The 17308-nt window shown below is 66.7% G+C and carries 11 protein-coding genes and 1 rRNA gene; 7 read left to right on the top strand and 5 right to left on the bottom strand.

Going from position 1 to position 17308, the window contains the following annotated elements:
• The first annotated feature begins 26 nt into the window (after positions 1–26).
• A 5S ribosomal RNA gene (gene rrf / locus AC36XV_RS05220) occupies positions 27–142 on the top strand.
• A gap of 200 nt (positions 143–342) precedes the next feature.
• Positions 343–906, top strand: a complete 564-nt coding sequence (locus AC36XV_RS05215) for a lipid-binding SYLF domain-containing protein (protein ID WP_492202625.1) — start codon at positions 343–345, stop codon at positions 904–906.
• A 30-nt stretch (positions 907–936) separates the two neighbouring features.
• Here the strand turns inward: AC36XV_RS05215 and thiE are convergent, their stop codons facing one another.
• The 4 genes from thiE to AC36XV_RS05195 are packed head-to-tail and all read right to left on the bottom strand — an operon-like array spanning position 937 to position 3527.
• Positions 937–1581, bottom strand: coding sequence for a thiamine phosphate synthase (gene thiE / locus AC36XV_RS05210; RefSeq protein ID WP_492202624.1), 645 nt, complete (start codon positions 1579–1581; stop codon positions 937–939).
• Positions 1565–2569, bottom strand: coding sequence for an endolytic transglycosylase MltG (gene mltG / locus AC36XV_RS05205; protein ID WP_492202623.1), 1005 nt, complete (start codon positions 2567–2569; stop codon positions 1565–1567). The genes thiE and mltG overlap by 17 nt, the downstream gene beginning before the upstream one ends.
• The gene (gene ruvX / locus AC36XV_RS05200) at positions 2566–2979 is read right to left on the bottom strand and encodes a Holliday junction resolvase RuvX (RefSeq protein ID WP_492202622.1); all 414 of its coding nucleotides are present in this window, start codon (positions 2977–2979) and stop codon (positions 2566–2568) included. The genes mltG and ruvX overlap by 4 nt, the downstream gene beginning before the upstream one ends.
• A 20-nt stretch (positions 2980–2999) precedes the next feature.
• Entirely contained in the window at positions 3000–3527 is a 528-nt protein-coding gene (locus AC36XV_RS05195; RefSeq protein ID WP_492202621.1) for a hypothetical protein, read from the bottom strand.
• A gap of 161 nt (positions 3528–3688) precedes the next feature.
• On the opposite strand from AC36XV_RS05195, the gene AC36XV_RS05190 reads away from it, so the two are divergent.
• Together AC36XV_RS05190 and AC36XV_RS05185 are read left to right on the top strand one after the other, a co-directional pair.
• Complete coding sequence (locus AC36XV_RS05190) at positions 3689–4009, top strand: YtxH domain-containing protein (protein WP_492202620.1); 321 nt, start codon at positions 3689–3691, stop codon at positions 4007–4009.
• A gap of 39 nt (positions 4010–4048) precedes the next feature.
• A complete protein-coding gene (locus AC36XV_RS05185; RefSeq protein WP_492202619.1) occupies positions 4049–5386 on the top strand; it encodes a thymidine phosphorylase in 1338 nt (445 codons plus the stop codon).
• On the opposite strand, the gene AC36XV_RS05180 is transcribed toward AC36XV_RS05185, so the two are convergent.
• Positions 5383–7551, bottom strand: coding sequence for a penicillin-binding protein 1A (locus AC36XV_RS05180; protein ID WP_492202618.1), 2169 nt, complete (start codon positions 7549–7551; stop codon positions 5383–5385). The genes AC36XV_RS05185 and AC36XV_RS05180 overlap by 4 nt on opposite strands.
• Before the next feature lie 67 nt (positions 7552–7618).
• On the opposite strand from AC36XV_RS05180, the gene tyrS reads away from it, so the two are divergent.
• From tyrS to AC36XV_RS05165, 3 genes are all read left to right on the top strand, one after another.
• Positions 7619–8884, top strand: a complete 1266-nt coding sequence (gene tyrS / locus AC36XV_RS05175) for a tyrosine--tRNA ligase (protein WP_492202617.1) — start codon at positions 7619–7621, stop codon at positions 8882–8884.
• Between the two features lie 636 nt (positions 8885–9520).
• The gene (locus tag AC36XV_RS05170) at positions 9521–12871 is read left to right on the top strand and encodes a TonB-dependent receptor (protein WP_492202616.1); all 3351 of its coding nucleotides are present in this window, start codon (positions 9521–9523) and stop codon (positions 12869–12871) included.
• An 81-nt stretch (positions 12872–12952) separates the two neighbouring features.
• Positions 12953–17071 (top strand): hypothetical protein, encoded by a 4119-nt coding sequence (locus AC36XV_RS05165; RefSeq protein WP_492202615.1) that lies wholly within the window; start codon positions 12953–12955, stop codon positions 17069–17071.
• Positions 17072–17308: the final 237 nt, after the last annotated feature.

The following is a 17308-nucleotide window of genomic DNA, read 5'->3' as shown; positions in this document are numbered from 1 at the left end:
GGCCATTCTCGGCGGCAGCGACAAGTGCCGGTGGTTCTCGCGAGGGGGATACACCTGGTCCCATCCCGAACCCAGCAGTTAAGCCCCTCAGCGCCGATGGTACTGCAGCCTCAGGCCGTGGGAGAGTAGGTCACCGCCGGCCCTTCACACGAAGGCCCCACACGCACCAACCGCGTCGTGGGGCCTTCCCCGTTCCTACAGGCCTCATGGACCCCGATGGGCTCCCTCCGCTTCCGTTGCCCCGTTCCGGACCTCGCGCTAACCTGCGCCGCTACGCTGCGGAGACTCCGTCGTCGAGCTCCATTGGACCATGGTTGATTGCACAGGAGACGGAACGTGAGAATGCGGACCACTCGGAAGGCCCCCTGGAGGACGGCGCTGACCGTCCTCGGCCTCGTCGTCTTGCTGGCGCCCGGCGCCTCGGCGCAGGACACGGACTACGACCTCGAGAAGAAGAAGATCGACGTCGCCCAGGCGATACAGGAGATGACGACGGCCGACCCCGGACTGCAGCGCTTCTTCGACGACTCGTACGGCTACGTCGTCTTTCCGAGCGTCGGAAAGGGGGGCTTCATCGTGGGAGGGGCGCACGGCAACGGGCTCGTGTACGAGCAGGGCGACCTGGTCGGCCAGGCCGAGCTCACCCAGGCCAGCATCGGGCTGCAGGCGGGCGGTCAGTCGTACATCGAAGTGATCTTCTTCAAGGGGAAGGAAGACCTCGATCGCTTCAAGACCGGGAACTTCGAGTTCAGCGGTCAGGCGTCGGCGGTGGCGGTGAAGAAGGGCGCTTCGGCCGACATCGACTATTCGAAGGGCGTGGCCGTGGTGACCAAGGCCAAGGGAGGGCTGATGGCCGAGGCATCGATCGGAGGTCAGAACTTCGACTTCACGCCAATCGGAAGCTGATTCGCACGGGCGGGCTCCCGGGCCCCGAATTCAGCGGGCCCGGGAGATCTCTTCCAGCAGGACCCTCACGACCTCTCCCGGCCGCCGGGCGTGCATGACGGCGCCGAGGACGGCGATGCCCGCTCCCTGCGCCGCCACGGGGCCCGCGTTTCCCGGCTCGATCCCTCCGATCCCGACGCAAGGCACACCCGACGCCCGCCGTACCTCGCCCACCCGCTCCGGCCCGATCGCCTCCGTTTCCAGTCCGGGCTTGGACGCCGTTCCGTACACGGCGCCGACTCCGAGGTAATCCGCCCCGCTTCGCGCGGCTCTCGCCCCGATCGCCGGGTCATCGGTCGAATAGCCGAGCAGGAACCCGGCGGGCACGCGACGCCGCACCTCTCCGATGGGCAGATCCTCGGGACCGAGGTGGGCTCCGTCCGCTCCGGCGGCGACCGCCACGTCCCACCGGTCGTTGACGAACAAGAGGGCGCCGTGCGCGTGCGTGAGCTGCCTCAGCTTCAGGGCCTGGCGGTATAGCTCCTCGGCCTCCGCCTCCTTGTCCCGGAGCTGCACTGCGCCACACCCGGCTTTCAGGCATTCGGACACGACCTCGAACATGGGTCCCGCGGCCGGGTGGGGATCGGTCAGCAGAAGGAGACGCAGCCGGCGTCCCAGCTCACTCTCCCCGTTCACGGCGGATCCGGTTCGTGGCGTTGACGTGCTCGCGGTTCGTCCGGGTGAACTCGTGCGACCCATCCGGCCGCGCCACGAAGAAGAGGAAGGGAACGTCTGCCGGATACAGCGCGGCATCGAGGGAAGCGGCTCCCGGGGACGCGATGGGTCCCGGTGGAAGGCCGGCGTGGGTGTACGTGTTGTACGGGTCGTCCGCCACCCGGTCGATATCGGCGAACAGGAGCCGGGACTTCGGCTCGCCCAGAGCGTACTGGACCGTGGGATCGGCCTGCAGGAGCATGCCGATCTCGAGCCGGTTCGTGTACACCCCGGCGATGATCGGCCGCTCGGCTTCGACCCTCGCCTCCTCTTCCACGATGGAGGCCAGCGTGACCAGTTCCCTCTCGTCGAGGGTCAGGCTGTCAAGTCGGGCCCGCCGCTCCGGAGTCCAGTACGCCCGATAGCGCGCCACCAGCTCGGCGAGCACGTCGGCCGGCTCGAGCCCTTCGGCGAAACGATACGTCTCCGGGAAGAGGTACCCTTCGAGAGTAGGCCCAGGAACGCCCATTCGCGCCACGAAGCCCGAGTCGGAGGCCAGGCGAAGCACCGAGTCGGGATCCACTCCCGTCGCCTCCGCCACGCGAGGAGCCAGTTCCCGGAGCGTGAACCCTTCGGGCACGGTGAGTGGAAAGGTGACGACCTCTCCGGCGGCGATGACATCCAGAATCTCGCCCCAGTCCATGCCACCCGTGACCCGGTAGCGACCGGCCTTGAGCGACCCCTCGACCCCCTTGAGGCGGGCGGCGAGCGCGAACAGCCGCGGATACCGCACGAGGCCCGACTGCCGGAGCTGACGCCCGATCGAGAGCGCTCCGGCCCCCCGGGGCACCACGATCTCGATGCTCTCCCCGTCCCGGACGTGCGTCGGCGGGTCCGTGAGCACCCAGCCGACGAAACCTGCCGCCAGCAGGGCCAGAGCGACGAGGCCGGCGACTCGCTTGCCGGTCACCCGGCCTCCTCGTCGAGGAATTCCCGGAGCAGGACGGTGGCGGCAAGCATGTCGGTCAGCCCCTTCTGCCTCTTACGGCGGCGCGGAAGCTCCATCTCGCGCAGCATCTCTTCCGCCTCGTAGCTGGTCAGGCGCTCGTCCCGCTCCGCCACCGCACAGCCGGTGAGCTCCCGCAGGCGGGAGGCGAAGCGTCTGGCCTCGGCGGCCATCTCTCCCGGCGTGCCGTCCATGTGCACGGGAATACCCACCAGGACACGAGCCGGTTCGAGCTCGCCGATCAGCTGGAGAAGGGCTGGAGGGGGTTCCGAGGGAGGATCCTCGTTCCGCACGGTCGAGTGCGGCGAAGCGATGGTTCGCAGAGGGTCCGTGGCCGCGACGCCGATCCGGCGGCGCCCGTAGTCCAGCGCCACGACTCGTCCGGGTGTCGGCCTCAGAAACCCTCCAGCGCTGCATCCAAAGGCAGGCCCCGCTCGAGCCGGAGGCGAAGATGCCTGAGGAGAACCGGGGCCCCGATCACGAAGCGTACGGCCTCTCCTCCATCGGCGGGGGTGCACACGACTCCCACCACCTCCTCCGCCGCCGTTCCCAGGAGGCCCTCCAACAGGCCCTCCGAAAACGGATGGTCGGGCGAACCTTCCGCTTCCACCGGGCCCAGCCTCGACTCGACCGTGTTCCGCGCCAGGAGCTGGGCGTGGCCCCCGATCTCGCGTCGATACTCGAACGTTCCGAGGCCGCGAGCTTCCGTCACGGAGTTCACGGCGCTCCAGAAATCGTCAGCGTCGAGCTCCGCGAAGGAGAGCGTTCGCCCCAGCTCGCGCGCGAGGGACTCGCCCGCGATCCGTCCCGCCTTCCGGACGGTCTCCGCGACCGGCTCGCCGGCACGACGCGCGGCATCGGCCAGAGCGGCCAGAGACGCCGCCGGAAGCCGTATGTCGTCTCCGCTTCGGTGGTCGGTCATCAGCGCACCCATCGGATGGTGTGAATCGAGGCCAGTGAAAGTAGAGAATGCAGGGCGACGGGCAAGCGACGGCACTTTCAGGTGCGTACAGGTTATTGGCATCAGGCGTTGCACGACATCATCTTGAAGGCTCGCACCGATCCCATTCCGGAGGCAGGGACATGGACTACGACGAATACAGAGACGTGCTCGGATTCATCGCCGGTCTGACCATCGGCGCGCTGGTGGGGACGACGGCGGCACTCCTCATGGCGCCGCAGAGCGGTGCCCGGACGCGTCGCCAGATCGCCCGCAAGGCGGAAGAGTGGACCGACGTCGCGAGCGACACTCTGGAAGACGCGAGAGACGAGGCTCGTGACCTCGCCGACCGGGCGGCGCGCGAGACGCGGCGTCTCGCCAAACGGGCCCGCAGGAGCGCCGACCGAACCGGCGATAAGCTCGTCGACGCCGTCGACCGCGGCCGCGAACGTCTCCGCAGCTGAGTCCCGGCACTCGCTTCCTCTCCCCCTTCCCGGAGGCTCATGCTCGCCCAGGAGCTGATTGCGCGGAAGCGCGACGGCGACGAGCTCACACCCGATGAGTTGCGAGGCTTCCTCTCGGAGTATGCGTCCGGTGAGGTGGCCGACTACCAGATGTCCGCCTTCCTGATGGCGGTGCTGCTCAACGGGATGAGCGGTGCGGAGTTGAGCGCCCTCACGGGGAGCATCATCGAATCCGGGCAGCGTCTCGATTTTCGAGCGGACGGCGGTCCGCCCGCGGTCGACAAGCACTCGACGGGCGGAGTCGGCGACAAGGTCAGCCTGGTCCTGGCTCCCCTGCTCGCCGAGCACGGTGTGCGTGTGCCGATGATGTCCGGGCGTGGCCTCGGGCACACCGGTGGCACCGTCGACAAGCTGGAGGCGATTCCCGGCTTCCGCACCGACCTGGACCTCGAGCAGTTTCTCGCCGTTCTCTCGGACACCGGCTGTGCGATGATCCGGCAGACTCCGGAGATCGCGCCGCTCGATGGGCGTCTCTATGCCCTGCGGGATGTGACCGCCACCGTTCCGTCCATCCCGCTGATCGCGTCGAGCATCGTGTCGAAGAAGGTCGCTGAGGGAATCGAGGCGCTGGTGCTGGACGTGAAGTTCGGTTCCGGTGCGTTCATGCCCGACCGGTCCCGGGCCCTCGAGCTCGCCCGGACCCTGGTGGACCTGGCCCGGGCCGAGGGTGTGCGGGCCACCGCCCTTCTCACGGCGATGGAGCAGCCGCTCGGCCGCAGGGTGGGGAATGCTCTCGAGGTCCGGGAGGCGCTGGAGTGCCTTCGCGGCGAAGGCCCATCGGACCTCCGGGAGGTCACGGTCGCCCTCGCGACCGAAGCCGCGGTGGCCGCCCGGCGTCTCGAGGACCACGAAGTCCCGACCGTTCGACGGGAGCTCGAGCGGATCCTCGACGATGGGCGCGCGCTGGAGCGTTTCGCGCGTCTCGTGGAGCGACAGGGAGGGGACCCGGCCGTCGTACCGGAGGGCCGGGGACTTCCCGAGGCGCCGCTCCAGGTGGAATGGACCGCGCCGGTCGACGGCTTCGTCGTGCGGGCGGATGCGTACCGAATCGGAATCGCCGCCGTCGAACTGGGAGCCGGGAGGCGTCGGGTCCAGGACGAGGTGGACCCGGCCGTCGGTCTCGAGCTGTTGGCGCGAACGGGAGATCCGGTGAGGCGCGGTCAACCGATCGCGGTGGTGCACGCCCGGACCGAGGATGCCGCGGCAGCCGCCGTGCGGCGTCTCCAGGACGCCTACGAGATCGGTGAGGAGCCCGGCGAGGCGGTTCCGCTCATCGGGGAGCGCGTAGCGGATCCCCCCCCACCACCGGCTCGCTAGAAGTCGAAGTCGTCCGAGACGGGGGGAGCCATCGAGTCGGACACCGCGCCGAGGCTGTCCGGCCACGCCCGCGTGCCCAGGGGTCCATGCACGTCGCAGGGTTCGCGCGGTTCCGTCTCGGGTATGTACACCTCGGTGTAGACGGCCGAGGCCGGACACCACGGGGTGGCCAGCATCCCGGTCGTCCGGTCCACCCGCCTCTCGATCAGGCCTGCCGGCCGGGGCCAGGCGGGGGGTGGCGGACGGTCCGCGTAGAAGTACTTCAGGACGTCGGCATTCACGGGCGCCGCGTCGCGGCCGCCCTGGGCGTCATCGCGGATGCGCGCCGGCATGTCGAATCCCACCCAGGTGACGGTGACGATCTCCGGCGTGAACCCGATGAACCAGGTGTTCGTGAGCTCGTTGGTCGTCCCGGTCTTTCCGGCCACCGGGATCTCCCACGGTACGCCGAGCGAGCGGATGCGGATGCCCGAGCCGCGGTCGACCACGTCGCGCAGCATCGAGACCATGACCCAGGAAGTCCTCTCGTCGAGCACCTCCTCGCGTTCCACCGGAGCTTCCCAGAGAACCTCTCCGTCCACGTTCTCGATCCTCAGGATGGCCCGCGGGGTGACGCGAACGCCCAGGTTCGCGAAGGTCGTGTAGGCCTCGGCCATCTCCAGCGGACGCACGGAGGGCGAGCCGATCGCCATCGAGGGCACGCGGTCCACCCGTGAGTTGACGCCCATCCGGTGCGCATACTGGGCCACCGTCTCGAGGCCCACCCGGAGCCCCACCTTCACGGCCACCACGTTGATGGAGGCGGCGAGTGCATCCCGGATGGTCACCGGGCCCCGGAAATCATTGGTGAAGTTGCTCGGCGACCAGATGGAGCTGTCGGGCTGGGGGAATTCGATCGGCGTGTCGAAGATCACTTCCGAGGCGGGCATCCCGCTCTCGATCGCGGCCGTGTACACGAAGGGCTTGAACAGCGAGCCCGGCTGTCGCTGTGCCTGCGTGGCCCGGTTGAACTCGGAGTCCTCGAAATCCCGCCCGCCGATCATCGCGAGGACGTTTCCGTTGGCGGGGTCGACCGCCAGAAACATCCCCTGCAGGTACGGCATGTCGGGGCCCGCCAGGCTGTCGGCGGACCACCCTCGAGTCTCCCGGTACGTCGGCGCTTCGAAGCCCGGCTGTCCCTCGATCCAGTCGAGTTGCCGGTGAAGCGCCGAGTCGGCCACCGCCTGAAGGGCCGGATCCAGGGTCGTGTACACCCGGAGGCCGGCCTCGTAGATCTGCGTGCCGTATCGTTCGATGAGGATCCGCCGCACCCACTCCACGAAGTACGGAGCGGTCGCACCGTCCCGGGGGCCGGAGTTGACGATCAGCGGATATGCGCGAGCCGCGGCCTCCTCCTCGGGGGTGATCCTTCCCTGACTCGCCATCACGCTCAGGACGAGATTGCGGCGCGACAGGGCGCGCTCCGGGTTCAGAATCGGGTTGTAGGTCCTCGGCCGGACCGGCATGGCCGCCAGGGTGGCCGCCTCCGGCAGGTTCAGGTCGCGCGCGTCCTTGCTGAAATAGCGCTGGGCGGCGTTCTGGATCCCGAAGACGCCGTCGAAATTGATTTGATTGAGGTAGGCCTCGAGGATCTCGGTCTTCGTATACGCCTGCTCGATCGAACGGGCCACCCGCATCTCCCGGAGCTTCCTCCGCACCGAGATGTCCTGACGGTTCACGATCGATGCGAACATGTTGCCGGCCAGCTGCTGCGTGATGGTGCTTCCGCCGGCGGCGTCGTAGCCGGCGAACGCGAACTCCATCACGGCGCGCGCCGAACGCAGGTAGTCGATTCCGTGGTGCGACCAGAATCGTTTGTCCTCCACGGCCACGAAGGCGTCGATCACGTGTTGCGGGATCTGCTCGAACTGAATCGCGGTGCGTCGCTCGATCGCGAACTCGTGCAGCACGGACCCGTCCGCCCCGTAGACCCGCGTCGCCTCCTTGGGCTCGAACGCATAGATCTGGGCGATCGAGGGACATCGGTCGCAGATGTGAACCCACGTCCCCCAGGCCAGGCCTCCGACCACCGCGATGCCCGCCACCACCGCCGTGAGCAGGATCCACCACGCGCGCGGGCCGAACCGGGGGAGCCGGAATCTCTTGTTGCCTGTGCTCTCCGTCATATCTATGCTGTGCGCTTCCAGGAATCTCGATGCATCGCGATGCCATTCCTACGAACGTGGACGACGAATGTTTCTCCCCGTAAAGGAGCAGCTGGAGCGGATCCGCGACGGAGTCGCGGAAATCGTTCCAGAGCCCGAGCTGGTGGCCAAGCTGAAGCGGTCCCGCGAATCGGGGAAGCCCCTGATCGTCAAGCAGGGGTTCGATCCCACCCGTCCGGACCTGCACATCGGCCACGCCGTCTCCATCCACAAACTGCGGACGTTTCAGGATCTCGGCCACCAGGTCGTCTTCGTGATCGGCGACTTCACGGCGCTCGTGGGCGATCCGTCGGGCCAGAGCGAGGTACGGCCGATGCTGAGTCGCGAGGAGATCGAGGCAAACCTCCAGACCTACCGGGAGCAGGTGTTCGGGATCCTCGATCCGGAGCGGACCGAGATCCGGCGGAACAGCGATTGGCTCTCGCCCCTCAAGCTCGAGGACGTGCTCCGGCTGACCGGCCAGTACACGGTGGCTCGCATGCTGGAACGCGACGACTTCGCGGCGCGCTACGCCGAAGAACGTCCGATTTCCCTCGTCGAGTTCCTCTACCCGATGATGCAGGCGTACGACTCGGTGGCGCTCGAGGCGGACGTCGAGCTGGGAGGCACGGACCAGAAGTTCAACCTCCTTCTCGGGCGCACCCTGCAGGAGAAGGCGGGCCAGGAGCCACAGGTGTGCGTCCTGCTGCCTCTGCTCCGGGGCACGGACGGCGAGCGGAAGATGTCGAAGTCCTACGACAACTACGTCGGGCTCGCCATGGAGCCGGCCGAGATGTTCGGACGCACGATGTCCATCCCCGATTCGCTGCTCGCCGAGTGGATCGGGCTGGCCTCGGGCGCGGCGGGCCCGGAACGCGAGCGCTGGACCCGGACGGCCCGGGAGGATCCCCTGTCCGCCAAGCGTTGGTTGGCCGAGACCGTCACCGGCCGTTACCACGGTCTGGAGGCCGCACGCGACGCGCGCAGCGCCTTCGACCGGGTGCACCGCGAGCGGGACGTTCCCGAAGACCTGGAGACCTGTGTGCTGGCGGCCGGGCCGGAGGGAACGCTGTGGATCGGTCACGCGCTGGCTCGCTCGGGTCTGGCGAGCTCGTCTTCGGAGGCCCGGCGCCTCGTGAAACAGGGTGGCGTGCGGGTGGACGGCGAGGTGGTGCGGGACCCGGACTGTCACGTTTCCCCCGGCTCGCACGTTGTGCAAAGAGGAAAGCGGAGGTTCCTGCGACTCGTCGTGGAGGCTGCCGGGGAACCCGACAATCGCCCCTCGACAACCGACGGGAACACCGGCTCAGGTTGACACGCGTGGCGCGGGGCCTCAGCTTTTCCAACCAAGTTCAGGCAGCGTTACTTACGACGGCTCGCGATACCGTCGATGGTAAGGTTGCCGGGAGGCCGCGGACTATTGACACTGTTTCGGTGCGTCCGTAAGCTTCCCCCGCGCCGAGAGCAAGGACTGCGGGCTCGAGGCGAAGACAAAATGAAGAGAGTCTGCCTGCCAAACCTTGTATCGGACTCTCGCTTGTGAAGGTGTGGCCCCGGCGTGGGCCCATCGACGAATGCATGAGCGCACGGGCGGTGCGCTGCATATAGAATCTGTTCTGTCGTAATAGAGGCACTGGTTACGCTGTCCCTCGTCAGTTCGACGTTCCGCCGCACGAAGGGACGTATGATGGCGAACGAACGGCACGAGGCTCGACAGGAGGTCGGTTGGCACGAGGCCTTCCGGCGACCCGATTCCTCCAGCAAGGGGAGGGTCTTATCGGCTCCATCTTCGTTCGTACCCAGGAGATCCTGTGGTTCTCCAACTCAGTCGTCTCTCACTCACTGGTCGACCCGGACGCGATTAAGACGCGAAGGGCCGCGAGGGGGCTCTCGTCTCGTGGTCGCGTGGTGCGGTCGACGCTTCTCCTTAATGCCCTGAGGAGGGTGATCCATGCTTCGTGATTCGTTGAGAGGGGCTTTTCGGGCGGGCCTGGCCGCGGCCGGACTGACGCTCTTCGCGTTCAGTCCGCTATTCGGTCAGGCAAGCACTGGAAAGATCCAGGGACGTGTGACGGACGCGGGGACGGGTGCTCCGATCGCGGGAGCGCAGGTCGTCGTGGACGGAACGACCCTCGGAAATCTGACCAACGACCAGGGATTCTACTTCATCAACGAAGTGCCGGCGGGTCTGCAGAGCGTGCGGGCTCAGTTCATCGGTTACCGGCCCTTCGTGATCGAAGGTCAGCGAATCCTCGCCGGTCAAACGACGACCTTGAACTTCGAGCTGGAGCAGACGGCCGTGGAGCTCGAGGCGATCACCGTCGAGGGTGAGCGGAACCCGCTGGTTCCGCGAGACCAGACCTCGACGAAGTCGATCGTCCAGGGTGAAACGATCGATCAGCTTCCGATCGACAACACCTCGAGCATCGTGGTGCTGCAGCCTGGCGTCATCCAGACGAACCAGGGGACCACGATCCGCGGCGGTCGTGCGAACGAGGAAGCCGTGTTCATCGACGGTGTGCTGATCCGCTCGTTCGGTCAGGCGCAGGCGCAGAACGTCAACCTGCCGACGAACGCGCTCGAGCAGGTCGACGTGAACGTGGGCGCCTTCGCGGCGGAGTTCGGCGAGGCCCAGTCGGGCGTCGTCAGCTACGTGACCCGGTCGGGTGGCGCGCAGTTCACCGGCTCCCTGGAGTTCATGACCGACCAGGTGACGAATTCCTGGCGGACGAACTTCAACCGTGCGGAGCTGACGCTCGGCGGCCCGATCGTCGGTCCGCTGACGTTCTTCCTCGCGGGGACCTTCCAGGGTCAGCAGTCCAACCACACGGAAGAGGCCCCCGAGCGGTTCGTGATCAACGGCATCGACACCTGCCCGGACCTTTCGCAGTACGCGGGGATCTGCACGGCGGGACAGCCGGCGATCTTCGAGCAGGCCCGGTCCTCCAGCACGGCCGGTGCCACCGACTTCGTCGACATCCCGGCGTACGGGTTCGTGCCGTGGGACAACGCCCGGACCAATCCGTACAACTGGAGCCAGTCGGACCTGTGGACGGTCAACCTGAACTGGCAGCTGCCGCGCGGTTCGCGGATCAACTTCGCGTACACGCGGAATCGTGGTCAGGGATACGGTCGCGGCGGCTTCGCCGACCTGTTCCGGGTGGACAACTACGATGGCAACCTGAACACGCGGAACGTGTTCACGCTGGGGTGGTTCCAGACGATCACCCAGACGGCCGACCAGCAGCTCGCCCTCGACGTCCGTGCGAGCTACCAGACGGACCGGTTCACGAGCGGAACGCTCACGAACTCGTGGTGGCAGGACAACCGCGATCCGTTCCTCGGCTTCGCGTTCAGCAATCCCGAGTTCCTGATCCCGGATGACTTCAACGTCACCGGTTTCAATGCGTTCGACTTCGACGACGAGTTCCTGAACGCATACCGCTCGAACGGCGTGCCGTACGACAGCATGCGGTACTATCCGCAGCAGAATCAGCTGAGCGCGTCGCAGTCGCTGACGGGCCTGGCCGACAACCTGCGCGCGAACCCCTACGGCATGCGCACCGGATTCTCCATCAACGGATACGGCAACGCGGGTCTGCAGAAGGTCAACGAGGAGCGCCTGCAGCTGCGGGCCAGCCTCGACTGGCAGATCGGACGCTTCAACCGCGTCAAGCTCGGCGGTGAGTACATCGGCATCGACATGCTGGCGAACAACATCCCGCTGTATACGGGCGTGCCGCTTCCGGAGAAGGGCTCCCCGACACGCATCGGTGCCTTCCTGCAGGACCGTCTCGACATCGGTGACCTGGTGCTCGAGGGTGGCGTCCGGTGGGACTACCTGGATCCCGGAGCCGAGTATTCCACGGTCCCCGGGTTCGTGTTCAACGTGCCGGACAGCCTGAAGCAGGGATTCACGCGCTACGACTCGGAGACGGGCAGCTATGTGCCGCTGAACGCCTGCGGCCCGGACTCGTTCGATCCGACCGCGCCCTGCAAGTCGAACTTCATCGAGGGCACCACGAAGTCCGAGTTCAGCCCCCGGCTGGGCGCGAGCTTCCCGGTGACCCCGACGTCGACGTTCCGGCTGAGCTACGGCCGGTTCGTACAGACGCCGGCCTTCTTCACCACGAACGGTTTCGCGAGCGGCTTCGCGAACACCGCGGCGCAGACGGTCGGGTTCTTCCAGAACACGAACTTCGACCTGGTGAACGCCAACACGAACCAGATCTGGGGTCGTGACGTCGACATGCCGAGCACCCGGACCTTCGAGTTCGGATACCGGCAGTTGATCGGCCAGGACCTGGTCATCGACATCTCGGCGTTCAACAAGAAGCAGCGTTCGGCCCTCGCGGCGCGGAAGCTGCCCTTCGGCGATCCGAACCGTGAAGGCGCGACGGTCTTCCTGAACGTCATCACGAACAAGGACTGGACGGAATCGAACGGCTTCGAGGCCAAGGTCGACAAGACCTTCGGCAACCTGTCGGTGAACAGCCTGGCGTACAGCTTCATCGACGCTCGGGGCACGGGATCCGACCCGTTCACGTACACGAGCCTGATCCTGAGGGCGGTTTCGAACCTCGCGCTCCTCACCGGGGAGCCGGAGCGTCCGCCCGAGGTGCTGCTGCCGCTGGAGCAGAGCCGGGCGCACAACATCTCGCTCACGAGCAGCCTGCAGTTCCCGGTGGACTACATGGAAGGCTCGGTCGCGGGTGCGATTCTGTCGGACTTCGGGGTCTTCGCGATCCTGAGGGTGCGAAGCGGACTGCCGTTCACCAAGCTGGTGAACACGGGGAACGGCCAGATCGGTCCGCCGAGCGCCGCCGGCCTGGAAGGTCGTCCGCAGAGCTCGATCAGCAACGCCCAGACGCCGTGGACGACCTCGTTCGACATGCGGTTCTTCAAGGGCTTCCAGCTCGGTCAGAACTGGAACATCCAGGTGTTCGTGGACTGGCGGAACCCGTTCAACCTCTCGAACTACAGCACGGTCTTCCTGGAGACGGCGGGAATCGTCAACGAGCAGTTCCGCGACGCGCAGCTCCTGACGTCGCTGACGGACCCGCGCCTCGATGGCGATCCGCTGATTCGCGACTTCGACATCGCGACCGAGTCGCCGGAGACCGATTACAACAAGTTCTCGCTCATGCGAGCCGAGGAGCGGTGGGGGAACGGAGACGGGATCTTCACCGTGGAAGAGCAGGTGCGGTCGTTCGGACAGCAGTACGAGAACAACTTCGGTTCGAACGTCCGATTCGATACGTCTGATCAGCTCTTCCGGCTCGGTCTCAGAGTCGCCTTTTAAGAGGCGCTGAGGTTATAACGACGGCTAGGGGAGCGGTCACGGCCCGACCGCTCCCCGCTACCCGAAAGACCAGGAGTGGCCATGAGACTCAGCATGTTTGCACGGCTCGGCCGAAACGGCCGGAGGCTGGTCTGGGGCGGGGCGCTTACAGGGCTCCTGCTCGCGGCCGGTACGACGGCTATCGGCGACGTCTCTCCGGAGGCCAAGCGTGCCAGGAGCCAGGACGATTCGTTCTCGCTCTTCGCCGGACCGACGGCGGTGCTTACGGGCAATCAGCTGCAGTGCGGTCTGAACAACCAGGGCTATATCTGCACGGATGTGTTCGACAGCCCGACCGGCGGCGGCGGATTCTGGCCCGTTGGCTCGCCCAACGCGTACATCTTCAACACCGGCCTCCAGATCGCTGGTATCATCCAGGAGGATGGAGGCCCGTGGGCGAACGACACCACGGCGGCGTTCTTCTTCGATCCGAAGGGGACGACGCAGCACGGCTCGGCGCTCACCAACATCTACGACTCGCTCAACCCGGACGATCTGGCGAACTGGCCGCCCGAGGCTCAGATCCAGGTCGGCGATCCGCTGTTCCAGCCGATCCTGTGGGGTCGTAACGCGGCGTCGCAGCAGGACTCCTACGTGGAGTACTGGGACGGGGACCCGGCGAGGATTTCCGGCCGTGAGCACCCGCTCGGCATCAAGGTGACGCAGCGGAGCCTGGCCTGGAACTATCCGGCCGGTAACGAGTCGCTCATCTACTTCATCTACAAGTTCGAGAACGTCAGTAACACCGAAGAGTTCCGCCGCCTGAACAACACGCAGTTCTTCGGCGGTGACGATGCCCTTCCGGCGGCCGGTTACACGATCGGCGAGCTGTACGGGGCGTTCGGAACGGACATGGACGTGTCGGACGCGACCGAGAACTTCTCGACCGCGATTCTTCCGTTCGACGTGGGGATCTCGTACACGGGCGGATTCAACGCGCCCGAGTTCGCGTACACCCCGGACATCTTCTTCCCGCCGTTCTTCACGAACGCGCCGGGTCTGATCGGGATCAAGTACCTGAGGAGCCCGATCCGCCCCGGAAGCGAGCCGCCCGAGGAAGTGGGGCTGACGCTCTTTTCCGCCAACCTGAACGCGAGCTTCGGGTTCCCGGACCCGCAGAACGACAAGCAGCTGTGGCGCTACCTGTCCGGGAAGATCAACCCGTCGCAGGGGGACAACCCCTGTAACGTGGAGCCCGAGGTGGTCACCGCGGATCCGAACCTCGTCGAGCGTTCGGTCTGCTTCATCTACCAGGAAGCGGCGGACACCCGTTTCTATCAGTCTTCGGGCCCGTTCCAGCTCAGCCCGGAGGACGAGCCGGCGACGATCGTGGTGGCCTACATCGCGGCGGCGACGGTACAGACCCTTCCGGACGGTACGACGAGCGGCCTCACCGTGAACGCGGACGCGAACTCGAATCCGCCGGGTGACCCGTCGTTCCACCCGGGGTTCACGAGCGCGCGGGGCTGCACTCCCGAAGCCGTGGCCGGAAACGACCTCACCGGGTGCACGGACGTGCGCACGGCGAACCCGGTGAAGCCGATCGAGAAGGGCGCCGGCTGGTATCAGTATGTCGGTGCCGATCCGGCGGGCCGGTTGGCCGGATTCCTCGAAGCGCCGGACAACAAGCTGGACCAGTTCTCGGTCGAAGTGGTGCCGAACAGCCTGCTCGGTCGTGCGCTGGTGGCGCAGTCGATCTTCGATTCGAGCTTCCTGCTCGGGTTCGCGCCGGACGCGCCGGCGTTCTACCTGGTGCCGGGTGACAGCAACGTGACGGTGATCTGGGAGGAGAGCCCGACCGAGGAGCTGGGCGACCCCTTCTACCAGGTGGCGAGCGACGAAACGAGCCCCCTGTATAACCCGAACTACCGCGAGTTCGACGTCGAGGGCTACCGCGTGTGGCGGGGCGGCGATCCGGGTGCTCTCAGCCTGATCGCGCAGTTCGACAAGTCGGGCACCACGTTCTTCGACTACACGTGCGAGACGGTCGCGCCCGACCAGGATGTCGGCGTGACGCGGGAAGGCACTCCGGTCGTCGGCTTCGTGGCCGGTGAGACGTGTCCGTTCGCGCCGGGTGCGGGCGGCACGTTCCTCGCGAGCCCGATCAACAGCTCGGACCTCCTGTTCAACAACGGCGTGGACGGGGGTCTGCCGGGCACGGGTGTGGCGCGGTCGGCCGATCTGTCGGCCATTCCGCTCAGCCTGACGGTTCCGGGGATCAACGAAGCCGGAGGCCCGTCCTCACCGCTGACGGACACGGGCATTCCGTTCTTCTACGTGGACCTCGAGGTGACGAACAACTTCACCTACTTCTACTCGGTGACGGCGTTCGACATCAACTCGCAGGCGTCGGGCCCGCCCTCGCTGAGGTCGGCCCGCGTGTCGCAGTCCACGGTGCCGCGAGAGGACGCTCCGAACCTGGTCGGTGCGGAGCTCCAGGTGGCCCTGTCGGGCGACGACGGCACGCCGCTGGATCCGGGCGCGCCGATGCCGACGGTGGATCCGGAGGACGGCACGTGGTCGGGTCCGATGCCGCCGACGAACCGGATCGAACTGTCGTTCGCGCCGCTGCTGCCGCGGCTCCTGCCGCAGCTGCAGCTCCAGGTGACGATCGACTCGATCACGACGGTGTTCGATCCCGGCTCCGACGAGGAGACGCCGACGGCGCTGTGCCCGCTGGGCGGGAGCAGCTTCGCGGTGTGCGAGAAGGTGTGGATGAGCTACACCGACATCGACGGCAACCCGCAGACGATCCTGGGCGAGGCCAGCGTGCAGTGGTGGGGCGCGTTCGGTACGTCGCCCTCGATCACGGCGAACTGGGTGTCGGTGACGGTGCCGTTCGACCAGGAGGCGCTCGACCAGTTCGGGATCCCGGAGGGCTCGGGGCTCGCGACGGCGGACGCGACGATGGTCGAGGCGATGAACTACAGCTCGGCCGAGGGCCCGCAGAACCGTCGTAGCGGCGGTTCGAGCATGGTCACGCGACTCCGGCACGGCGGTTCGCGGTGGTTCGACGGGGAGAACGAGACGACTCCGGACCCGACGCGCTTCATGCGGGTGGGGCACCTGGAGGGCGTGGACACGATCTTCGCGCCGGTCGCCTATACGCCGTTCGATGCCGCTTCAATAGCGGCCGGGATCGGACCGCAGGGACCTCCGGGAAGTCAGATCGATTTCGAGAAGCAGTGTCACGACCGAGCCAACGCGCTGTACGGCCGTCAGGCGGACGTGCAGGTGACGTGGGGCGAGGGCGGCACGGTGACGGTGCGCGACATCACCCACAACGTGGACGTGCCGCACACCGGATTCCCGGACGCGACGTACGGGTTCATCTCGGACGCGAACGGGAACGGCGTGATCGACTGGCAGGACTTCAACGCCATGCCGCGTGTGTACGATCAGATCAACGACGAGTCGATCTTCGGCGGCGGTGACTGCAACGCGTTCGACGGGGGTGATCTGCAGACGAACATCCCCGCGGCGATTCCGATGCAGCCGACGGCGACGCTGAGCACGGTGCACATCGCGGACTTCGAGTACGCGTGGGCCGATCCGGCCAACGGGGCCGCGACCTGGACCGGTACGGGCCAGGGCTTCGGCATGTACATCAGCGGTCAGCGCTTCATCTTCCAGATGGCCGCGCTGCCGCCGGCGGGCACGGTGTGGACGCTGCGCAGCTACTCGGGCGCGATCAACTCGAACGCGGCGACGTTCGACAGCGACGATCCGAGCGGCTACGCCTACAACCCGACGGCCACCAACCGCAGTGAAGGCCGGCCGGTGCTGATTCCGGGCCTGGTGTTCAACTGGCTGGTGGAGGAGGCCACGAACTTCGGCGGCGAGACGGACCTCACGCTGGTCCACACGGTGCCGGATCCGTACCTGGCCACGAGCCAGTACGATCTGAGCCCGACGACCAAGCAGCTGATGTTCGTGAACCTGCCCGAGCAGGCCACGATCCGGATCTACACCCTGACGGGCGTCCTGGTGGACATCGTCAACCATGACGATCCGACGGGTGGCGGCCGGGCCGTGTGGAACATCCGCAACCGCAACAACCAGTTCGTTGCGAGCGGCGTGTACTTCTTCCATGTCGTGACGCCCAACGGCGACGATCATGTCGGCAAGTTCACGATCGTGAACTTCGCGGGGCAGAACTGACGAGAACCGGACCCGTGGGGGGCTTCGGCTCCCCACGGGAATTGACCAGCTCCTTTAGGAGGTTTTCATGCGGCTAATCAGTCGAGCGGTAACCGCCCTCTTTATGGTGGTTGCCCTGCCGGGACTGCTCTGGGCGCAGGTAACGACGGAGACGGACCCGGACAATCCTGTCCAGATCCCCAGCGACAACACCGCGTACGGGGGTTCGTCGGCCGAGTTCCTGCAGTTCGGTTCCGG

It is taken from the genome of Candidatus Benthicola sp. (assembly GCF_058719085.1).
This window is presented reverse-complemented; position numbering and strand designations above follow the sequence as displayed.

What these genes read in the sequence shown, in the direction of transcription:
- AC36XV_RS05215 (WP_492202625.1), top strand. Translation starts at nt 343, where the DNA reads ATGCGGACCACTCGGAAGGCCCCCTGGAGGACGGCGCTGACCGTCCTC.
- AC36XV_RS05195 (WP_492202621.1), bottom strand. Translation starts at nt 3,527, where the DNA reads ATGACCGACCACCGAAGCGGAGACGACATACGGCTTCCGGCGGCGTCT.
- AC36XV_RS05190 (WP_492202620.1), top strand. Translation starts at nt 3,689, where the DNA reads ATGGACTACGACGAATACAGAGACGTGCTCGGATTCATCGCCGGTCTG.
- AC36XV_RS05185 (WP_492202619.1), top strand. Translation starts at nt 4,049, where the DNA reads ATGCTCGCCCAGGAGCTGATTGCGCGGAAGCGCGACGGCGACGAGCTC.
- AC36XV_RS05180 (WP_492202618.1), bottom strand. Translation starts at nt 7,551, where the DNA reads ATGACGGAGAGCACAGGCAACAAGAGATTCCGGCTCCCCCGGTTCGGC.
- tyrS (WP_492202617.1), top strand. Translation starts at nt 7,619, where the DNA reads ATGTTTCTCCCCGTAAAGGAGCAGCTGGAGCGGATCCGCGACGGAGTC.
- AC36XV_RS05170 (WP_492202616.1), top strand. Translation starts at nt 9,521, where the DNA reads ATGCTTCGTGATTCGTTGAGAGGGGCTTTTCGGGCGGGCCTGGCCGCG.
- AC36XV_RS05165 (WP_492202615.1), top strand. Translation starts at nt 12,953, where the DNA reads ATGAGACTCAGCATGTTTGCACGGCTCGGCCGAAACGGCCGGAGGCTG.